Annotated in this window: 15 protein-coding genes and 1 tRNA gene; 9 read left to right on the forward strand and 7 right to left on the reverse strand. The window is 55.7% G+C overall.

What is annotated here, in order from left to right; translation table 11 throughout:
- Positions 1 to 18: 18 nt before the first annotated feature.
- Together JWR17_RS07230 and JWR17_RS07235 are read right to left on the reverse strand one after the other, a co-directional pair.
- The gene (locus JWR17_RS07230; protein WP_299829758.1) at positions 19 to 786 is read right to left on the reverse strand and encodes a class II aldolase/adducin family protein; all 768 of its coding nucleotides are present in this window, start codon (positions 784 to 786) and stop codon (positions 19 to 21) included.
- A gap of 144 nt (positions 787 to 930) precedes the next feature.
- Positions 931 to 1578 carry a glutathione S-transferase family protein gene (locus tag JWR17_RS07235; protein WP_299829760.1) on the reverse strand — a complete coding sequence of 216 codons (648 nt, stop codon included), beginning with the start codon at positions 1576 to 1578 and terminating at the stop codon, positions 931 to 933.
- A 372-nt stretch (positions 1579 to 1950) separates the two neighbouring features.
- On the opposite strand from JWR17_RS07235, the gene JWR17_RS07240 reads away from it, so the two are divergent.
- The 6 genes from JWR17_RS07240 (at position 1951) to csgH (ending at position 5666) form a co-directional block, all read left to right on the forward strand.
- Entirely contained in the window at positions 1951 to 2394 is a 444-nt protein-coding gene (locus JWR17_RS07240; protein ID WP_299829761.1) for a CsgE family curli-type amyloid fiber assembly protein, read from the forward strand.
- A gap of 9 nt (positions 2395 to 2403) precedes the next feature.
- Complete coding sequence (locus JWR17_RS07245) at positions 2404 to 2832, forward strand: curli assembly protein CsgF (protein WP_299829763.1); 429 nt, start codon at positions 2404 to 2406, stop codon at positions 2830 to 2832.
- A gap of 66 nt (positions 2833 to 2898) precedes the next feature.
- The gene (locus JWR17_RS07250) at positions 2899 to 3912 is read left to right on the forward strand and encodes a hypothetical protein (protein WP_299829764.1); all 1014 of its coding nucleotides are present in this window, start codon (positions 2899 to 2901) and stop codon (positions 3910 to 3912) included.
- Between the two features lie 89 nt (positions 3913 to 4001).
- Complete coding sequence (locus tag JWR17_RS07255) at positions 4002 to 4871, forward strand: CsgG/HfaB family protein (RefSeq protein WP_299829791.1); 870 nt, start codon at positions 4002 to 4004, stop codon at positions 4869 to 4871.
- The gene (locus tag JWR17_RS07260) at positions 4855 to 5364 is read left to right on the forward strand and encodes a curlin-associated protein (RefSeq protein ID WP_299829766.1); all 510 of its coding nucleotides are present in this window, start codon (positions 4855 to 4857) and stop codon (positions 5362 to 5364) included. The genes JWR17_RS07255 and JWR17_RS07260 overlap by 17 nt, the downstream gene beginning before the upstream one ends.
- An 8-nt stretch (positions 5365 to 5372) precedes the next feature.
- On the forward strand, positions 5373 to 5666 hold the full coding sequence (gene csgH, locus JWR17_RS07265) for a curli-like amyloid fiber formation chaperone CsgH (protein WP_299829768.1): 294 nt from the start codon (positions 5373 to 5375) through the stop codon (positions 5664 to 5666).
- 111 nt (positions 5667 to 5777) lie between these two features.
- On the opposite strand, the gene JWR17_RS07270 is transcribed toward csgH, so the two are convergent.
- Complete coding sequence (locus JWR17_RS07270; RefSeq protein WP_299829770.1) at positions 5778 to 6659, reverse strand: LysR family transcriptional regulator; 882 nt, start codon at positions 6657 to 6659, stop codon at positions 5778 to 5780.
- 140 nt (positions 6660 to 6799) lie between these two features.
- Between JWR17_RS07270 and JWR17_RS07275 the strand changes: the two genes are divergently transcribed.
- The 3 genes from JWR17_RS07275 to JWR17_RS07285 all read left to right on the forward strand — a co-directional run bounded on the left by JWR17_RS07275 (position 6800) and on the right by JWR17_RS07285 (position 10707).
- Entirely contained in the window at positions 6800 to 7720 is a 921-nt protein-coding gene (locus JWR17_RS07275) for a dihydrodipicolinate synthase family protein (protein WP_299829772.1), read from the forward strand.
- Between the two features lie 80 nt (positions 7721 to 7800).
- Positions 7801 to 9117 (forward strand): MFS transporter, encoded by a 1317-nt coding sequence (locus JWR17_RS07280; protein ID WP_299829774.1) that lies wholly within the window; start codon positions 7801 to 7803, stop codon positions 9115 to 9117.
- A 153-nt stretch (positions 9118 to 9270) separates the two neighbouring features.
- Entirely contained in the window at positions 9271 to 10707 is a 1437-nt protein-coding gene (locus JWR17_RS07285) for an MFS transporter (protein ID WP_299829776.1), read from the forward strand.
- Between the two features lie 84 nt (positions 10708 to 10791).
- Here JWR17_RS07285 and JWR17_RS07290 read toward each other — a convergent pair whose 3' ends face one another.
- From JWR17_RS07290 to JWR17_RS07305, 4 genes are all read right to left on the reverse strand, one after another.
- The gene (locus tag JWR17_RS07290; protein ID WP_299829778.1) at positions 10792 to 11562 is read right to left on the reverse strand and encodes a nuclease-related domain-containing protein; all 771 of its coding nucleotides are present in this window, start codon (positions 11560 to 11562) and stop codon (positions 10792 to 10794) included.
- 388 nt (positions 11563 to 11950) lie between these two features.
- A tRNA-Ile gene (locus JWR17_RS07295) sits at positions 11951 to 12027 on the reverse strand.
- Positions 12028 to 12042: 15 nt separating this feature from the next.
- Positions 12043 to 15786, reverse strand: a complete 3744-nt coding sequence (locus JWR17_RS07300) for a bifunctional diguanylate cyclase/phosphodiesterase (RefSeq protein ID WP_299829780.1) — start codon at positions 15784 to 15786, stop codon at positions 12043 to 12045.
- 144 nt (positions 15787 to 15930) lie between these two features.
- On the reverse strand, positions 15931 to 16409 hold a 479-nt coding region (locus tag JWR17_RS07305; RefSeq protein WP_042913918.1), incomplete at its 5' end, for a sigma-70 family RNA polymerase sigma factor.

Here is a 16409-nt window from a genome sequence, read left to right on the forward strand (position 1 = left end):
GCCGGTTAGCGGCACCGATCATTGCTTGAAATCAGGTGCTATCCGCTCGACCAATCGCAGCAGCGCGGCCCACGCCATGCGGTTAGCGTCCGGGTCGCTCAATTCACCTTCAGCGACGTCTTTACCGGGCTCGTTGAATTGCTGTTCGGTACGACGACAGACCTCATCCGATGGAAATTGCAACGCTCCACCGGCCTGGGCAGCAATCTGAATTTCACAGGCTTTTTCGAGGTAATACATGCGCAGAAACGCTTGCGATACGCTGTCGCCAACGCTGAGCAATCCGTGGTTGCGCAAGATCATCACCGATTTATCGCCCAAATCCGCCACCAAACGTTGTTGCTCGCTGAAGTTCAGCGCGATGCCTTCGTACTCGTGATAAGCGACCCGGCCATAAAACTCCATGGAGATTTGGTTGACCGGCAGCAAGCCGCACTCTTGCGCCGCCACCGCACAGCCGGCTTTGGTGTGCGTGTGCAACACACACTGGGCATTATCCCGGGCACGGTGAATGGCGCTGTGAATGACAAAACCAGCAGGGTTGACCGGAAACGGTGAGTCTTCGACTTTCGCACCGTACAGATCAATTTTCACTAGATTCGATGCGGTAATTTCTTCAAAGAACAGGCCGTATGGATTGATCAGGAAATGATGCTCTGGTCCCGGTACGCGTACGGAAATGTGCGTTGAGATTAAATCGCTCATACGATAATGCGCGACCAAGCGGTAACAGGCGGCCAACTCCAACCTGAGTTGCCACTCTTCCTGGCTATAAGGGTTTGCCATGGAGCCTCCGAAACAGTGTGTTAAACGGCAAGATTGAATCAATGCGATCAGCCTTGTACACCACTGCATGACGTTGTTGTCAGGAAAAGGGCGAGCGAGCGGGTTTACGGGCGAAGCCCATGCAACCCTGGAAGCCGCGATGAATCAGGCGCTCAGACTCCGGCGCACAGAAACGGTTGCATACCAGGTTCGCAACGCCGGGAGGTCTTCTGGCAGATCGAGTTCGAGTGCCGCCACGGCGAAGTCGATGGCTACCACTGCAGTTATATCAGCCACTGAAAACCGATCACCGGCCACAAACGCTACGGTCTCCAGTCGCGAATTCAGGTCCGTATAGAAATGACCGAGTCGCGCCTCGCCGCGCCCAACCAGCGCCGGAATCTGCTCATAAGCATGGGGGCCCGGCAGTGCCCGCCCGGCCAAGCCCGGTGCCCAATTACGCGCCGCTTCCATCGCCGCCGCGAAACCTTCCTGCTCAGCCCAGCGCTCCCACATAGTCACCATTGCCCTGTGCTTTGCATCGGTGCCCAGCAGCGGCTTTTCGGGATACATCTCTTCGAGGTAGCGCCAAATCGCAGGTACCTCGCCGATGGCGGTGCCATCTTCCAGTATCAGCGTCGGTACTACGTTGCGCGGATTGATCGCGGCGTATTCCGCTGAAAATTGAGCTTTGGTCGCGATGTCCACTGGGATCAGTTCGACATTGATGCCTTTCTCGGCCAGAAATATCCGCACGCGACGAGAGTTGGGGGAGCCTTGGGATTCGTAGAGTTTTAGAGCGGTCTGCAGCATGGGGTGGGCTTCCTTTTTTACGCAGACCGCAGCTTACGGGATTAGTGGGGCACAGGCTCTGTGTTTGCTTGCACCCTGCACCTTGCATTCGCAGAGGCCGGGAAGACTCGACAGTTAAATGATGTTGTTAAATAAACCGCTTTCGTCTCTCTAAAAGTAATAATGCCTGTACGTTATAGCCTGCGATAGACAAGTATTAAAAATGACCTAATAAGTTGGCGCCATATTCTTGTCGATTAATTAAATTGGTTAAAACTCAGCAAAAAGCTGGCGTCAAAAACTAACTTTAAAAAGTCCTGTATTTAATAATGGCAGAATGCGACTATTGAGATATAAAGACTGACCACTACCTGTAATCGGCTCGGCAAACCCATGACGTACTCTAAAATGTTGAGCGTGACGGTTCTGCAATTGTGCGTTGTAACCATGGTTTTTGCCCAAGACAGCGTTAACAGTAACCCAAGCGTTGCCCAGCACCGAACTCTCAACAACGCCGAGGTCGGCGGGCTTGTAACCGGGCAAACGATGACCCTTGCCGGGCGTGCCTTTTATGAAGGTTTTGCGGCTGCGTGGAGTGACATGGATGAGTCCGGGCATTTCACCGTTGCAATTTCCGAGCGGCCAACTGCACGTTTGGGCAGTCAAGTATTTGTTGATTACGGTAACCGTAGGTTGTTCCAGATATTTTTACCGCCTAACCGCAGCTTAATACCTGCCATTGGCGCTGACGCTGCAGCACAAGTGTACCAAGGCATCCTCGACTACCAGCTATCACAGTTTTTTGGCGACCCGGATATGGGCCGTGACGAAATATAAAGGTATTTTATGCATCGCTTATTTCCGGTCTTTATCAGTATGGTTTTACTGTCCGGTCTGTCTGGTACTGCACATGCCAGCGAATTGGCTTATGTGCCTAACAACCCATCGTTCGGCGGTAACCCGCTCAATGGACCGGTATTACTCAACCAGGCTCAGGCCCAAAACCACTTTACGGCAAAGTCCGACTCTTCGTCGTCGTCGGGCCAGACCGCCCTCTCTCAGTTCAACAGCATGTTGCAGAGCGCAATTCTGAGCCGAGTGTCTTCTGCTGTTACTTCCAGCATCGTCGGCCCTAATGGCCAACTTATTCCAGGGATTGTTGAGACGACGGATTTCCGTATTGCAATCACCAATCTTCCAGGCGGTTTGCTGCAAATCGTGACGACCGATAAGTCGACCGGGCAGACCACCCAGTTTCAAGTGAACCAACCGTAATCCCGCAATAACAGTTGCATGCCTCATAACCAATTGAAACCTAAAAATAGAAAAAGGAAGATCACCATGCACGCACGTAAATCACTTTTGTCCCTCGCCGTACTGGTTGCTTTGTCGGGTTCGGCGATGGCCGACTCGAGCAGCGTTACCACCACCCAAAGCGGTACCGATAACGGCTTGAATGTTGACCAGGCGGGCGCCAAGGGTTCGTCGCTTTCTATCAATCAAAACGGCAACAGCAACACTGCGGGTACTGCTGCGAAATGGGATCACTTCGCTCCGCCTATTAAACAAACAGCAACCTATAGCGCCCTGAGCATCACCCAGTCTGGCAGCAGCAACGTAAGTGCCGCTAACCAGTCGGGCAACAACAACAATGCTGGCATCACCCAAAACGGGTCGAGCGGTCAGTCCGCCAAGCTCACTCAAGGGGGTAGCTACAGCACTGCCGCTATCGCTCAAGACAACAACGCGACTGGTGCCGCCTCCATCTCCCAAGCTGCAAACGGGTACGGTAGCAACAACAGCGCTACTGTGACTCAGAGCAATAACGAGCTAGTGGGTGCCGCAATTACTCAAGCCGGTAGCTACAACGCCGCCGCGATCAACCAGCAGAACAACAGCCTGGTTACGGCCACCCTTGGGCAAAATGGTAGCGGCAACACTGGCTCGATCTATCAGCAAAACAGCAGCGGCTTTACTCAAGCTTCGTTGAAGCAAACCGGCAACAACAACACCGGTTATGTACAACAGGTTTCTGCTACCTCAGGCTCGAACGCCAACGCTACTCAAATTGGTGACTTCAGCACCGCCAGCCTCTACCAGACCGGTAGCGACTTGCAGGCTAACGTAACGCAGACCGGCAACAACGATTACGCTTACAGCAACCAGACCAATGCTCATAACGAAGAAACTCTGCTGCAAACCGGTAACTACAACTCCGCTGTGGTCAACCAGACTGGCGGCGGTACTAGCCGCAGTGCCAACACGGTCGCTTTGACCCAATCGGGTAACAACCTGGTTGCCAACATCAGCCAGACTGGCGGCAGCGGTAACGTCGCAACCGTCCTCCAGCGCTAAGTTGTTTTTCCCCGCCGGTTGTCCCGGCGGGTTTCCATTGGAGGAAAGTAATGCGCGCCCGCTTGATATCATTGATTGTATTCGCCGTAATGCTACTCGCCGGCTGTGTGACTTCCGAACCCGCGTCAACCTTTTCGCCGGCCATGCTGGCACCCGCTACAGAGAGTTCACGGGACTTAACGAACCTGCCACCCCCTGTCGGTCAAATTGCTGTGGCGGTATATGGCTTGCGTGACCAAACCGGTCAATACAAGCCGTCGCCGGACAGTTCGTTTTCTACATCGGTGACCCAGGGCGCAGCATCGCTCTTGATCACTGCGCTACGTGATTCGCGCTGGTTCAAACCAGTCGAACGCGAAAACCTGCAAGACCTGCTCACGGAACGTAAAATTATCCGTGCACTGGAGCAGCCGCAAGACAAGGCTCAAGTCCAGTTGCCAGCGCTGCGGCCAGCCAACATGTTGATTGAAGGCGCCATCGTTGCCTATGAAAGCAACGTGAGAACTGGAGGAATTGGCGTTCGTTATCTCGGGGTAGGACCCTCAGAGCTGTACCGGCAAGACCAGGTAACGATCAACCTGCGCGCGGTCGACATCCGTACCGGCGAGATCATACAAAGCATTACTACCACCAAGACTATATTTTCGATTCAGGTCGACTTCGGTATTTTCCGCTTCGTCTCGCTGCAGCATTTACTGGAAGTCGAGACCGGGTTCTCGCGTAACGAACCCGTGCAGCAGTGTGTTCGCGAAGCGATCGAAACCGCACTTATTCACTTGATCGCCCAAGGTGCACGCGATGGCAGTTGGCACCTGAAAAATCCGGACGATCTACAAAAGCCGTTGCTTCAAGGTTACTTGCAAAGCTACGACGAGCAGATGACCAAGTTGCCGGCGTCAGCTTTCCCTTTTGATAAGAAAATGTTCCCAGGCGGTGATAATAATGTCACGCAGAAATAACCGATTTTGGATATTGGCAGCGGCCCTGTTTGTCGCCAACACGCTATGTCAGGCGGCGGATCTGGTGTCCGAACCGCGCTATGCCGACATTACGACACGCGGCAGCGTGGCCATTATTTCGCAAATCGGCTCGAATAATCAGACGCGGGTTGATCAAGGCGGTACAGCGCAAAGGCTTACTCAGAGCCAGGCCGGCAGCCGCAACGAAGCGTTGATCTCTCAAAGTGGCGTAAGAAACGTGACCTCGGCGCAACAGTCTGGCTTCGGCAATGGGCTGGACATCAACCAGTCCGGTGCCTATAACCAGGCGGGTGTTGTGCAACAGGGAGTTAATAACTCAGCCAGTGTGGTCCAGAGCGGCTCATACAATCAGGCGTTCGTGGGTCAATATGGCCAATCCAACCAGGCGGCAGTCAGCCAGTCCGGATTTGGCGGCACGGTATCCGTTACCCAATACGGCAACAATATGACCGCCAACGTAACGCAGAGGTGAGCCGGATAATGGACTTTTCTCAACTTGCCGTTTCAATCGACACTCAGCGCAACGGCGCGATTGTGATGATTCGCCCGCATATGGAAAACCCTACCCCGTTGACGCTGCAGTACCGACTGACCGTGCGCCAAAGCGGCGCTGGTGGTAATTCGTTCATTAACCAGCAGGGCGACATTCAAAGTGGCGCCCCGTCTTCCAGCGTAAGACTAAGCCTGCCCGCAGGCGCGACCTGTCAGGTGCATCTGGAAGTCCTTCAGGAGAAGACCCTGATAAAACAGGTTGAAGGGTCGTGCGAAGGGTGATCGGCCACTAAGTGACCTGTCCCCTTTAGTATTTCTAAACCCGGCCCAGGTGCCGGGTTTTTTTACGGGTGCGCAAAGCTTGAGCGACGGCTTTGACTCCCTCCGCCGTTTTTACCCAAGGCCAAGAATGAATGCACGGAAGCTCTGGGTTACTGGATCCGGGTCATTCTTGCGCCAGGCGAGATGAAGTTCGGCGCTGGCGCCTCCCAGTTCGATCTGTTTGAAGACGATTCGCTCCGAAGGTAAGTGCTGGGCGGTACTCGGTACCAATGCGATGCCTAGACCAATGCTGACCAATGAAAGAATGGTGTGGGTTTGGTACAGGTACTGAACGTAACTTGGCTCGACACCCGCTGCACGAAAAAGTCCGGAGAGCAACTCGAACGAATAACGGCCGTCGGAAGGTGAATACATGATGAAGGGCTGTCTGTCCAAGTCGTGCACGGTCAAATGGTCGCGCTTGGTCAGTGGATGGTCGTACGGCAATGCCAGGGTGAACGGGTCGCGCAGTACGCAGACGGTTTCAATCCCTGGATGAGATTTCACGGGCCGTATCAGCCCGAGGTTCAAGCGACTCGATAGCAGTGCCTCTTTTTGCTCTGGCGTCGACATCTCCTTAAGCACCACATCGATGTCCTTCAGCGAGTGGTACGCCCCCGAAACGATTTCCGGAAGCACCTTGAACCGCGCTGCTGAGATGAAGCCCAGCGCAACGCTCCCCGCATCGCCACGGATGGCGCGACGAGCAGCGAGCGCCGCACTTTCGCAGCGCAGCAGAATGTCTTCAGCTTCGGGCAAAAAGGCAATCCCGGCGGGGGTTAGCTGAACGGAGCGCCGTGTTCGCGCGATTAGCAACACACCCAGATCATGCTCAAGCGCCTGTATTTGACGACTGAGTGGAGACTGGGTCATGTTCAGTCGTTGGGCGGCGCGACCGAAATGCAGCTCGGTTGCCACAGCAACAAAACATCTCAGTTGGGTCAGCTGGAACATGATGCAAATTCCGCAATAGTTGATGCCGATTGAGCGTTGGATGGGAATCAGAGCGTCTGATTAGACTAGGCCGCACGCGCCAGTTCAAGCACCGATGGGTGAATGGGCTAGTTAAATTCCCTGCGCCAATGGAGCAATGTGTGTCTAACGCAAATCCCTTATCCCTGCGTCAAGCCCTCAACGGTATTTCCGGCATCCTCGTTACCCCCTTCGATGATCGGGACCGAGTCGATGGACCGCGCCTGCAACCTATCGTGGATCGGGCCATCGACGCGGGTGTTCATGCCCTTGTCGCTAACGGCAACACCGGCGAGTTCTACGGCCTCACCCTCGCCGAAGCGAAGATCATGGCGCAGGTGGCGGCCGAGCAAATCGCTGGACGCGTGCCGTTGCTCGCTGGCATCGGTCGCAGTATTCATGATGCTTGCAGTCTCGCCGCCAATGCGCGGGAGGTCGGTGCTGCGGCTTTGATGATTCACCAGCCACCTGATCCGTTCTCTGCGCCTCGGGGATTCATTGATTACGTAAAGAAGGTCGGGGATGCCAGTGACGGGTTACCGCTGGTTCTGTATTTGCGCAACGAGTCCATCGGGCTGGAAGCCATAGAACAGCTTTGCCGCTTGCCACAGGTGGTTGGCGTCAAATGGGCTTCGCCAACCCCTATGGTATTGGCCGAAGCCATACGCCGCACGGCCGACATTGATTTGGCTTGGGTCGGCGGCTTGGCGGAAGTGTGGGCACCGCCGTTCTACGCCGTAGGGGCCAGAGGCTTTACGTCCGGATTGATTAACGTGTTTCCCACACGATCAGTGGCCATCTACGACGCGCTTGAGGCTTCGGAATATGGCCGGGCAAGGGCGCTGATCAATGACATGTTGCCGTTTGAAGAGCTGCGCGCCGAAGAGAACAATGGCACTAACGTGACCGTGGTTAAAACCGCACTTCAATTGATGGGACAAAACTGCGGCCCGACGCGGCCCCCTTCTGCCTGGCCGTTGACCGCCCGCGCGAATTCAAAGCTGCAAGCACTGCTCGGCGGATGGGAGCTCATGGGCTCTTAGCGTGTCGGCAACCCGCTTGAGTATTGTGGCGGCGCCCAGACTTCATCCTTACCAAAAATAATTATATGGGAGAGTTACTTGTGGAAAATAATCCAGACTTGGTGAGGATCAGGAAGATCCAGCGCCTGACCATGGTGATGCTGGTGATCAGCGTAACGGTCAGCACCATCGACCGGGCAGCGCTTTCGGTTGCCAACCCATTAATCCGCGCAGAGTTCGGCCTGTCGCTGGCGGACATGGGCTATTTGCTATCGGCCTTTCTGTGGGCCTACGCCCTGGCGCAACTTCCCATCGGCACACTAATTGACCGTTTCGGCCCCCGCTGGGTGCTGTCTATCGGTCTTGCCGTGTGGTCGACTGCGCAAATGCTCTGTGGGCTTGTAACGGGCCCGGTTCAGCTGTTCGCAGCTCGCGCGCTCCTCGGCGCTGGGGAAGCCCCGCAGTTTCCATCCGGGGCCAGAGTAGTGCGGGACTGGTTCTCGGTAAAAGAGCGCGGCACGGCGACCGGCGTGTTTCTCAGCGCTTCCTATCTGGGTACCGGCCTGGCCGCGCCACTGCTGACGTTCCTGATGCTTTCATTCGGGTGGCGCTGGATGTTCCTGGTCATGGGTGTGTTCGGTTTGATCGTGGCTGTGGTCTGGAAAGTGTTCTACAGAGAACCGTCACAAATCGCCCTGACCCACGCGGAGAACGTTTACCGGCTGGACGGTAATCTCACGCCTGTCAGCAATAAGGTCACTTTTGCGCAATGGCGCAGCTTGTTCCGCAGCGCGACGGTGTGGGGACTGGTGACGGGTTATTTTGGCGTGATCTATGTGAACTGGCTGTTCAACACCTGGCTGCCCGGTTATTTGCAAATGGAGCGTCATATGACGCTGGAACACGTGGGCTGGGCGGTGGCAGTGCCTTACGCCTTCGCAGTCTGCGGAGCACTCTTCGCCGGCCGTCTGACTGATTGGCTTGCCAGAAGAGGCGTCAGCTTGATCAACAGCCGTCGGATACCTGCGTGCTGCTTCCTGCTGGTCCAGTTCGTCTTGATCGTCATGGTCACGTTCATTCCCGACAATTCGCTGGCCATTGGCTGCCTATCGTTGGCGATGTTCTGCGGAACCGCGGCGACCACAACCGCTTGGGCGATGATCAGCGCATTGTGCCCGGCGAATTGCACAGGCTCGATGGGGGCATTGCAAAACCTGGGCGGCTACACAGGCGGAGCGCTAGCGCCAGTCATCACCGGGCTTATCGTTCAACACACGGGTTCGTTCACCCCCGCGCTGTTTACGGGTGCAGGCATGTCCTTGTTGTCGGCCATCATATATCTGGTGTTCGTCCGCGCGCCTGTGACGGTCAGCGACCCGGAATCCTTCGGCAGCGGGCAGCACGTCAAAGCCGCTTAGTGGCCTGAAATGGCGGCGTAACTTCTCTGCGCTGCGATTGGGCAGAGAGACGGCGTGCGAACATATTCTTTTCGCCTTGGCGGGTGCGCTGAGGCGATTTCAATTAGAGTGAAAGCCAGGACCGACCTCTCGGTCAGAATAGGGATCGCCCCGGTGACTTCTCCTGCTACCCCCGACCCAAGCCTCGCAGCCGAGTCTGGCATCAGTGTGCCAACGCGGCTTATCGCCCTGGTGGTTGCGGTGACCTTTTTCATGGAAAACCTCGACGCGACGGTGATCGCCACGGCGCTGCCAAAAATGGCAGAAGCCTTCAACGTCACTCCGGTCGACATGAACGTGGGTATCAGCGCCTACCTCTTGGCGGTTGCCATTTTTATTCCGCTTTCAAGCTGGGTCGCCGACCGGTATGGCACTCGCCGAGTATTCGCCAGCGCCATCGTTATTTTTACCCTCGCCTCGCTGTTGTGCGGGTTGAGCCAAAATCTGGGAACGTTTGTCTTTGCTCGCGTGCTTCAGGGCATTGGCGGGGCGCTGATGGTGCCGGTAGGGCGATTGGCCGTGCTTCGTCATACGGACAAAAAAGACCTGGTGAAAATGATCGCGGTGATCACCTGGCCGGGACTGGTGGCGCCAATTCTCGGGCCGTTAGTCGGCGGTTTGATCGTTACCCATGCCGTATGGCAATGGATTTTTTACATCAATCTTCCGCTGGGAATCGTCGCCTTGGGGGCTGCGCTTTGGTTGATACCTGCCGGTCGCGGGAGCGCTATTCGCAAATTCGACGCGAAGGGTTTTGTACTGTTGGCGAGTGCCTGTGCCTTGATTCTTGGCGGTTTGGAATGGCTGGGAGGGCAGGATGCCAATGGACTGCCCGCTGGCGGCGGGGCAGTTGTATTGGGCGTAATATTTTCCTGGCTGGCTATTCGTCACTGTCGAAACCACTCGAACCCGCTTCTGCCACTCGGGACGATTGCCATCGATACCTTCCGCGTGAGTATCTTTGGCGGCTCGTGTTTTCGGCTGGCAATCAGTGCGTTGCCCTTCCTGCTTCCGCTGCTGTTCCAAGTGGCGTTCGGATTGTCCCCCGTCGACGCCGGCACGTTGGTGCTGGCGGTGTTCGCCGGCAACCTTGCTATGAAACCCTTCACCACTGCGATTATGAAGCGATACGGATTTCGCAAGGTGTTGCTGGTCAATGGACTGATCGGCGTCGCTTCCGTTGTCGCTTGCGCAGGTTTTTCCGTAGACACGCCGTTTTGGTTAATAGCTGCAGTGTTGTTTGCGGGTGGATTGTCCCGCTCCATGCAATTCACCTGCTACAACTCGATTGGTTTTGCCGACGTGCCCAAGGATCGAATGAGCGAGGCATCGGCGTTGTTCAGCATGTTCTTCCAGTTGGCCATGGGCATTGGCGTGACAGTCGCCGCGTTGCTGTTACGTATTTCCATGTCAGTGCAGGGGCATGAATTGCAGGCCCAGACTTCTGATTTCCGAGCGGCGTTCCTAGGCGTGGCGGTGCTGGGATTATTGGGCTTGATTGATGTGTTTAAGCTGCCTGAACATGCGGGAGCGAGCGTGTTGAGGCGGTGACGTTACGGTTTAAGGTGTGCCCTCAGAACTATTGCCCGATGGACATTGCCATTTCAGGCGCAGGGTCGATGGCGTGGGCGAGCGTTAAAGGCTCTGCAGGGTTTTGCATTTTGGGTAGGTTGAGCAACCCCAGAATTGTTGGCCGGCGTTGGCCCCCGTTTTACGACTGCGGATAACCAGGGCGTTGCCACATTTCGGGCATTGTCGCTCGGCGGTTGGGTCACTACGGCGCTTGAGGTTTTGCACGTGCTTGCGGTGGGTTGCGAATGTCGGGGCTCGACGGCCGGTTTGCAGGGCCTGCATGAGGGCATCGACTTCAGCCTCACTGAATACCGGCTGCTGGAATGACCTGATGTAGCGAATAAAGCCGATGCCTTGGGTGACGTTGGCGGGCACCCCGGTTTTGAAAGTACTGCCGCCGACGAAGGTAACAACCGAGTGCAGGTGCTGCGGATTTACCCCAAGGGTGTCCTCCATTGCCTTGAGATGCTTATAGTTTTGGCGCAACGGGTTCTGGAACTTGAACGTGCGTTTATAGAGTTTTTGCGTCCACTGCGCCTGCTTTTCGCTGCCGAAGATCCAGCCGCTCATGTTCTTCGTTTCCAGCACGAAGATGCCATAAGGCGAGAGAAATACGTGGTCGATCTGCGTGGTGCCGTCAAGCGTGCTAAGGGTAACGTTGTGCAGCCGACGGTAGGCTTGCTTGTCCAACTGCCAATGGGCAAACAAGCGAACCAGGAGCTCACCGATGTGGCCCTTGGCCCAGCGCGACTTGAGAAGGCCGATCAGCAGCATAAGCGGGATAAACCAGCCCAGCGTGCCCCAGAGTTTCGCGACGATTGGGGTGAAGTCCATTTCCTGATTTCCTTTAGTTCGAACTTGAACGGATGAGCCGAATAATGAGCCTATTTGGCTCATTCATTCCACTGACGGGATCTCCCGAAGCTGGGTGAAACGGGCACGGCTCTAGACATCATCGACCCGCTCGATGACGTAGTCGCATCAGTTGATGCCGTTGTCACGAAGAACGTCGCAAAGATCTAGAACTTCCGGACGATGTCGCTGCTGTTCATAGGTAACTCTCGAAACCGTGTTTTCGTAGGATCTGAGGTTGCGTTAGCTCCGGCGATCAACAAACGAAGTGAACGAGACTTGGACGAAAGCAGTTTTTGCCCGTTTTTTCATCGTGAATTTTTGTGAATGCCAGAAACGACAAAGGCCACGTAAGACGTGGCCTTGAAGATGGTGGGCCCAGTAGGACTCGAACCTACGACCAAGGGATTATGAGTCCCCTGCTCTAACCAACTGAGCTATAGGCCCTCAGTAGGTCGCGGATTATAACGATGGTTTCTCGGCTGTGCTATCCGAAAAATCCGAAACATTCATACGAAGATATTTCGCGCAGAATTCTTCGGCGCGCAGTGGCAGGCTGACGAGGTATCCCTGGATTTGTTCGCAGCCTTCCAGGGCGAGGAATTCTTGCTGTTCTTCGGTTTCAACACCTTCGGCGATGACGGTCAGTTGCATGCTGCGGCCGAGGGCGATGATGGCGCGGACGATGGCTGCATCGTGGGGGTCGTCGGGGAGGCCGCGGACAAAAGACTGGTCGATCTTGAGAATATCCAGTGGAAGGCGTTTTAGGTAACTGAGGGACGAATAGCCAGTACCAAAGTCGTCGATAGCCAGTTGGACACCGATTTTTTTTAGCTTGTGCAGCACTGCCAGTGCTTCTTCGGCTTGGCTCATAATGAAGTTTTCGGTGATTTCCAATTGTAAGCAGCCGGGGCGCAGGTCGTATTTTTTGAGCAGTTGCTCGATGCGCTGCAAAAGATTGGGTTGGCGCAGCTGTGCGCCCGCGAGGTTCACCGAAAGGGGGCCAAACGATTTGTAGGTTTTATTCCATTCGTACATTTGCTGGCAGGCGTTTTCCAGCACCCAGTCACCGATTTGCATGATGGTGCCGTTTTCTTCGGCCAATGGAATGAAATGTTCGGGGGGGACGTCGCCGAACACCGGGTGGCGCCAACGAAGTAGGGCTTCGGCACCCACCAGACGTTGCGACAGCAAGCTGAGCTTCGGTTGAAAGCAGAGGGTGAACTGATTGCGCTCTATGGCGCGTCTGAGTTCATGTTCCAACGCGATCCGCTCGCTGGCCTGGGAGGTCAGGTCGCGGGTGTAGCTTTCTACCCGGTTACGGCCCTTGGCCTTCGAGCGGTACATGGCGGCGTCGGCGTTTTTAATCAGCGTTGGCACATCGTTGCCGTCGGCAGGGTACAGGCAGGTGCCGATGCTGGCGCTGATGAAAAACTCATGCTCACCCGCTTGAAACGGCGCGCCGAAGCACGCCAACAGCTTGTTGGCGACGGTTTCCGCGTCATTGGCGTGCAACAGGCCGGGCAGCAGGATGATGAACTCGTCACCGCCCAGACGCGAGACAGTGTCTACATCGCGCAATTGTTCGGTGAGGCGTTGGGCGATGCCTTTTAGCAGCAGGTCACCCACGGGATGACCGAGGCTGTCGTTGATGTTCTTGAAACGGTCCAGGTCGAGAAACAGCACGGCGCCTTGGCCGCTGGCCTCGTGACTATGGCTGAGGGCTGTTTGCAGACGGCTCTCGAACAGGGTGCGATTGGGCAGGCCGGTGAGAGGGTCGTGGTGCGCCTGATAGTCCAGGCTGGCTTGTGCGTGCTTGATACTTGAGATGTCCGCGAACACGGCAACAAAGTGCGTGACGACCTGCTCTAAATTCCGCACGGCGCTGATGGTGAGCCAGCTCGGGTACAGCTCGCCGTCTTTGCGGCGATTGCTGATTTCACCTTGCCAATGACCTTCGGCGGTCAATTGGTACCACATGGCCGCATAAAACGCGCTGTCATGCTGGCCGGACGCGAGCAGGCGTGGGGTTTTTCCCAAAGCTTCCTGCTCGCTGTAACCGGTGATCTCAGTAAAGGCGCGGTTCACTGCGTTGATATTCTGCTGGATGTCAGTGATCAATACGCCTTCTGCGGTGCTTTCGAATACGGTGGCGGCCAATAGCAGTTTTTCCTGCATTTGTTGGCGCTCGGTGATGTCCCGAGCGATGGTCAACATGCAATCTTCACCGCCAATGGGCAGCGACCTCGCGGAAACCTCACAGAGCCTTATCTCACCGTCCATGCGACGTATATGGCTGATGAAATCACGCACATAGCCGTCCCGCTGAAGCAGTTTAAGCATCTGGGCGCGCTGCTTCAGGTCAACCCAAATCCCGAGGTCGATGGTCGAGCGATCCAGGGACATGGCACCGCTGTACCCGGTAATGCGGGTAAAACCGTCGTTAACCTCGATTAACCGACCATCGCTTTGGCGGGTGATGAGCATGCCGTCTGGCGATGAGTGAAAAGCTTTGGCGAATTTCTCTTCAGAAATTTGCAGTTGCTGCTGCGCTTCCTTGAGCGGGCTGATGTCACGGACCACCACCACCAGCGCGGGCGTTGAGTCGAGGTCGAACGTTTCAGCGGAGATCAATCCGGTGAACAAGCGACCGTCGACGCGCCGGAAAGGCAGTTCAAGGTTACGAATGCTGCCACTTTGCAGGCGCATTAGAAGGCTTGGACCAATGCCGGGGATTCCCCATATGTTCAGTTCGGTGGGCGTTTTACCAATGACCTGGGCTGCCGGAAGGCCAATCTGTTCTTCAAAGGCTTTGTTGGCCTCAAGCATGCAGCCGTCGGAAAGCCGTGCAATGACCAGGATGTCCGGGCATTGGGTGAACACCGAGGCGAATTTCCCTTCGGACAAGCGAAGGGCGTTTTCGGTTGCCTTGGTGTCACTGATGTCGATCATAAGACCGCGCATTACCTTTGCATGGCCATGCTCGATCAAACTGACGATGTCGCGAATCCAGATAACCTTGCCGTCTGCGCGCAACACCCTGTAATCAAGGCTATGACCACGGCCAAGGCGGGTCTCCTGGTCACAAAAGCGCTCAGCTTGCCCGACGTCTGCGGGGTGCACGATGCTGCGCCAGAAGCCAGGCTTGAGCCAGCACGCCAGTGAGTAGCCCAGCAGGTCAACCGCGTGAGGGGATACGTAGCTGTAGGTGTAATCAACTATGTTTGCTTCCCACGCGATCGCGGAAAGGCTCTCGATCAGCCCACGGTAATGGTATTCGCTGGTGCGCAGTTCTTGTTCGAGTGCGACGCGGCGTGCGATTTCTGAACTTAAGCGGCGATTGATGCGCATGACCACAGTCAAGACAGTGGACAGTAACAGCAGCCCCGGGAAGCCGTAGAACAGAAAGTCCTGCCAGAGTTTGGGGTGGTCGATGACGCCTCCAACCCAGCGCTCTTGAATGCGGCTGACGTCAGCCGGACTCAGGTCCGCGAAGGTTTTATTCAGAATACCGAGCAATATTTTCTGATCCCGTGGGACAGCCATTGCCAGCTGGTAGCGATAGGGCGTCTCACCGCTGACAAAAATACCCTCGAGCTTTGACTGGCGCAAGCTCCAGACGCTGGAAGCCAGATCACCCACCACCGCGTCCACTTCGCCCGTCGCCAAGGCCTGCAACGCAGAGTTGAGGTTGGGCAAAGGTGAGAGATGAAGTTCGGGATGTTGCGAGCGAAGGAGTTCGTGGGCCGCGTAGTTTTCCACGACGGCAACCCGTAGGCCTTGAAGGTCTTTTATCGTGCGGGGATGTTCGCCGCTTTTATGGGCGAGGATGACGATCGGAAAATCCAGATAAGGTGGGGTGAAGGCTAAATAACGCTGTCGTTCGGGTGTCGACATGGCGCCTGGCAATATATCGATATCGCCCTTTTTTGCTCTGTTCAACACCTCGTTCCAATCCTGCGACGCAACAGGTTTCAACGTGATCCCGAGACGTTTTTCAATGAGTGAAACGTATTCTGCCGCCAGTCCCTGATAGTTTCCCTGGGCGTCGCGAAATTCAAAGGGTGGCCACGTGTTGTCTACTCCGAGGCGAAGTTCTTTGTGTGAACCAAGCCAGCTATTTTCCTCGTCCGAGAGAGTCAGGGCGTTAGCCGTTACTGTCGCGCCGATCATGTAGAAGAAAATAATGGCCGGCAGTCGTGACATGGCAGCCTCATAGTAGGCAGACGGGAATGCAACGAGTGTAGTCGGGCCGGAGCGGGTGAACAGGCGAGAGAAATTAAATTCTGCAGAATGCAAAACCCCCGGCGAGCCGGGGGTTTTGGTGTTACCTGCTCCTACTTGTGAAGCTTACTCGTCGAGGAACGAGCGCAGGTGTTCGCTTCGCGTCGGATGGCGCAGCTTACGCAGTGCCTTGGCCTCGATTTGACGAATCCGCTCACGCGTTACGTCAAACTGTTTACCGACCTCTTCCAGCGTGTGGTCAGTATTCATGTCGATGCCGAAGCGCATGCGCAAGACCTTGGCTTCACGGGCGGTAAGGCCCGAAAGCACTTCGCGCGTTGCTTCCTTGAGGCTTTCGACCGTGGCGACATCGATTGGCGACTGCATAGTCGAGTCTTCGATGAAGTCACCCAAGTGCGAATCTTCGTCGTCACCAATCGGCGTTTCCATGGAGATCGGTTCTTTAGCGATCTTCAATACCTTGCGGATTTTATCCTCAGGCATTTCCATGCGTTCGCCCAGCTCTTCCGGGGTCGGTTCGCGACCCATTTCCTGCAACATCTGCCGGGAAATACGGTTGAGCTTGTTGATCGTCTCGATCATGT

The sequence above is a fragment of the Pseudomonas sp. genome (genome assembly GCF_028293835.1).
GTDB lineage: Bacteria > Pseudomonadota > Gammaproteobacteria > Pseudomonadales > Pseudomonadaceae > Aquipseudomonas.

Coding starts and splice junctions, on each gene's coding strand:
- JWR17_RS07245 (WP_299829763.1), top strand. CDS start 2,404: ATGCATCGCTTATTTCCGGTCTTTATCAGTATGGTTTTACTGTCCGGT.
- JWR17_RS07250 (WP_299829764.1), top strand. CDS start 2,899: ATGCACGCACGTAAATCACTTTTGTCCCTCGCCGTACTGGTTGCTTTG.
- JWR17_RS07235 (WP_299829760.1), bottom strand. CDS start 1,578: ATGCTGCAGACCGCTCTAAAACTCTACGAATCCCAAGGCTCCCCCAAC.
- JWR17_RS07230 (WP_299829758.1), bottom strand. CDS start 786: ATGGCAAACCCTTATAGCCAGGAAGAGTGGCAACTCAGGTTGGAGTTG.
- JWR17_RS07260 (WP_299829766.1), top strand. CDS start 4,855: ATGTCACGCAGAAATAACCGATTTTGGATATTGGCAGCGGCCCTGTTT.
- JWR17_RS07290 (WP_299829778.1), bottom strand. CDS start 11,562: ATGGACTTCACCCCAATCGTCGCGAAACTCTGGGGCACGCTGGGCTGG.
- JWR17_RS07270 (WP_299829770.1), bottom strand. CDS start 6,659: ATGTTCCAGCTGACCCAACTGAGATGTTTTGTTGCTGTGGCAACCGAG.
- JWR17_RS07255 (WP_299829791.1), top strand. CDS start 4,002: ATGCTACTCGCCGGCTGTGTGACTTCCGAACCCGCGTCAACCTTTTCG.
- JWR17_RS07300 (WP_299829780.1), bottom strand. CDS start 15,786: ATGTCACGACTGCCGGCCATTATTTTCTTCTACATGATCGGCGCGACA.
- JWR17_RS07240 (WP_299829761.1), top strand. CDS start 1,951: ATGACGTACTCTAAAATGTTGAGCGTGACGGTTCTGCAATTGTGCGTT.
- csgH (WP_299829768.1), top strand. CDS start 5,373: ATGGACTTTTCTCAACTTGCCGTTTCAATCGACACTCAGCGCAACGGC.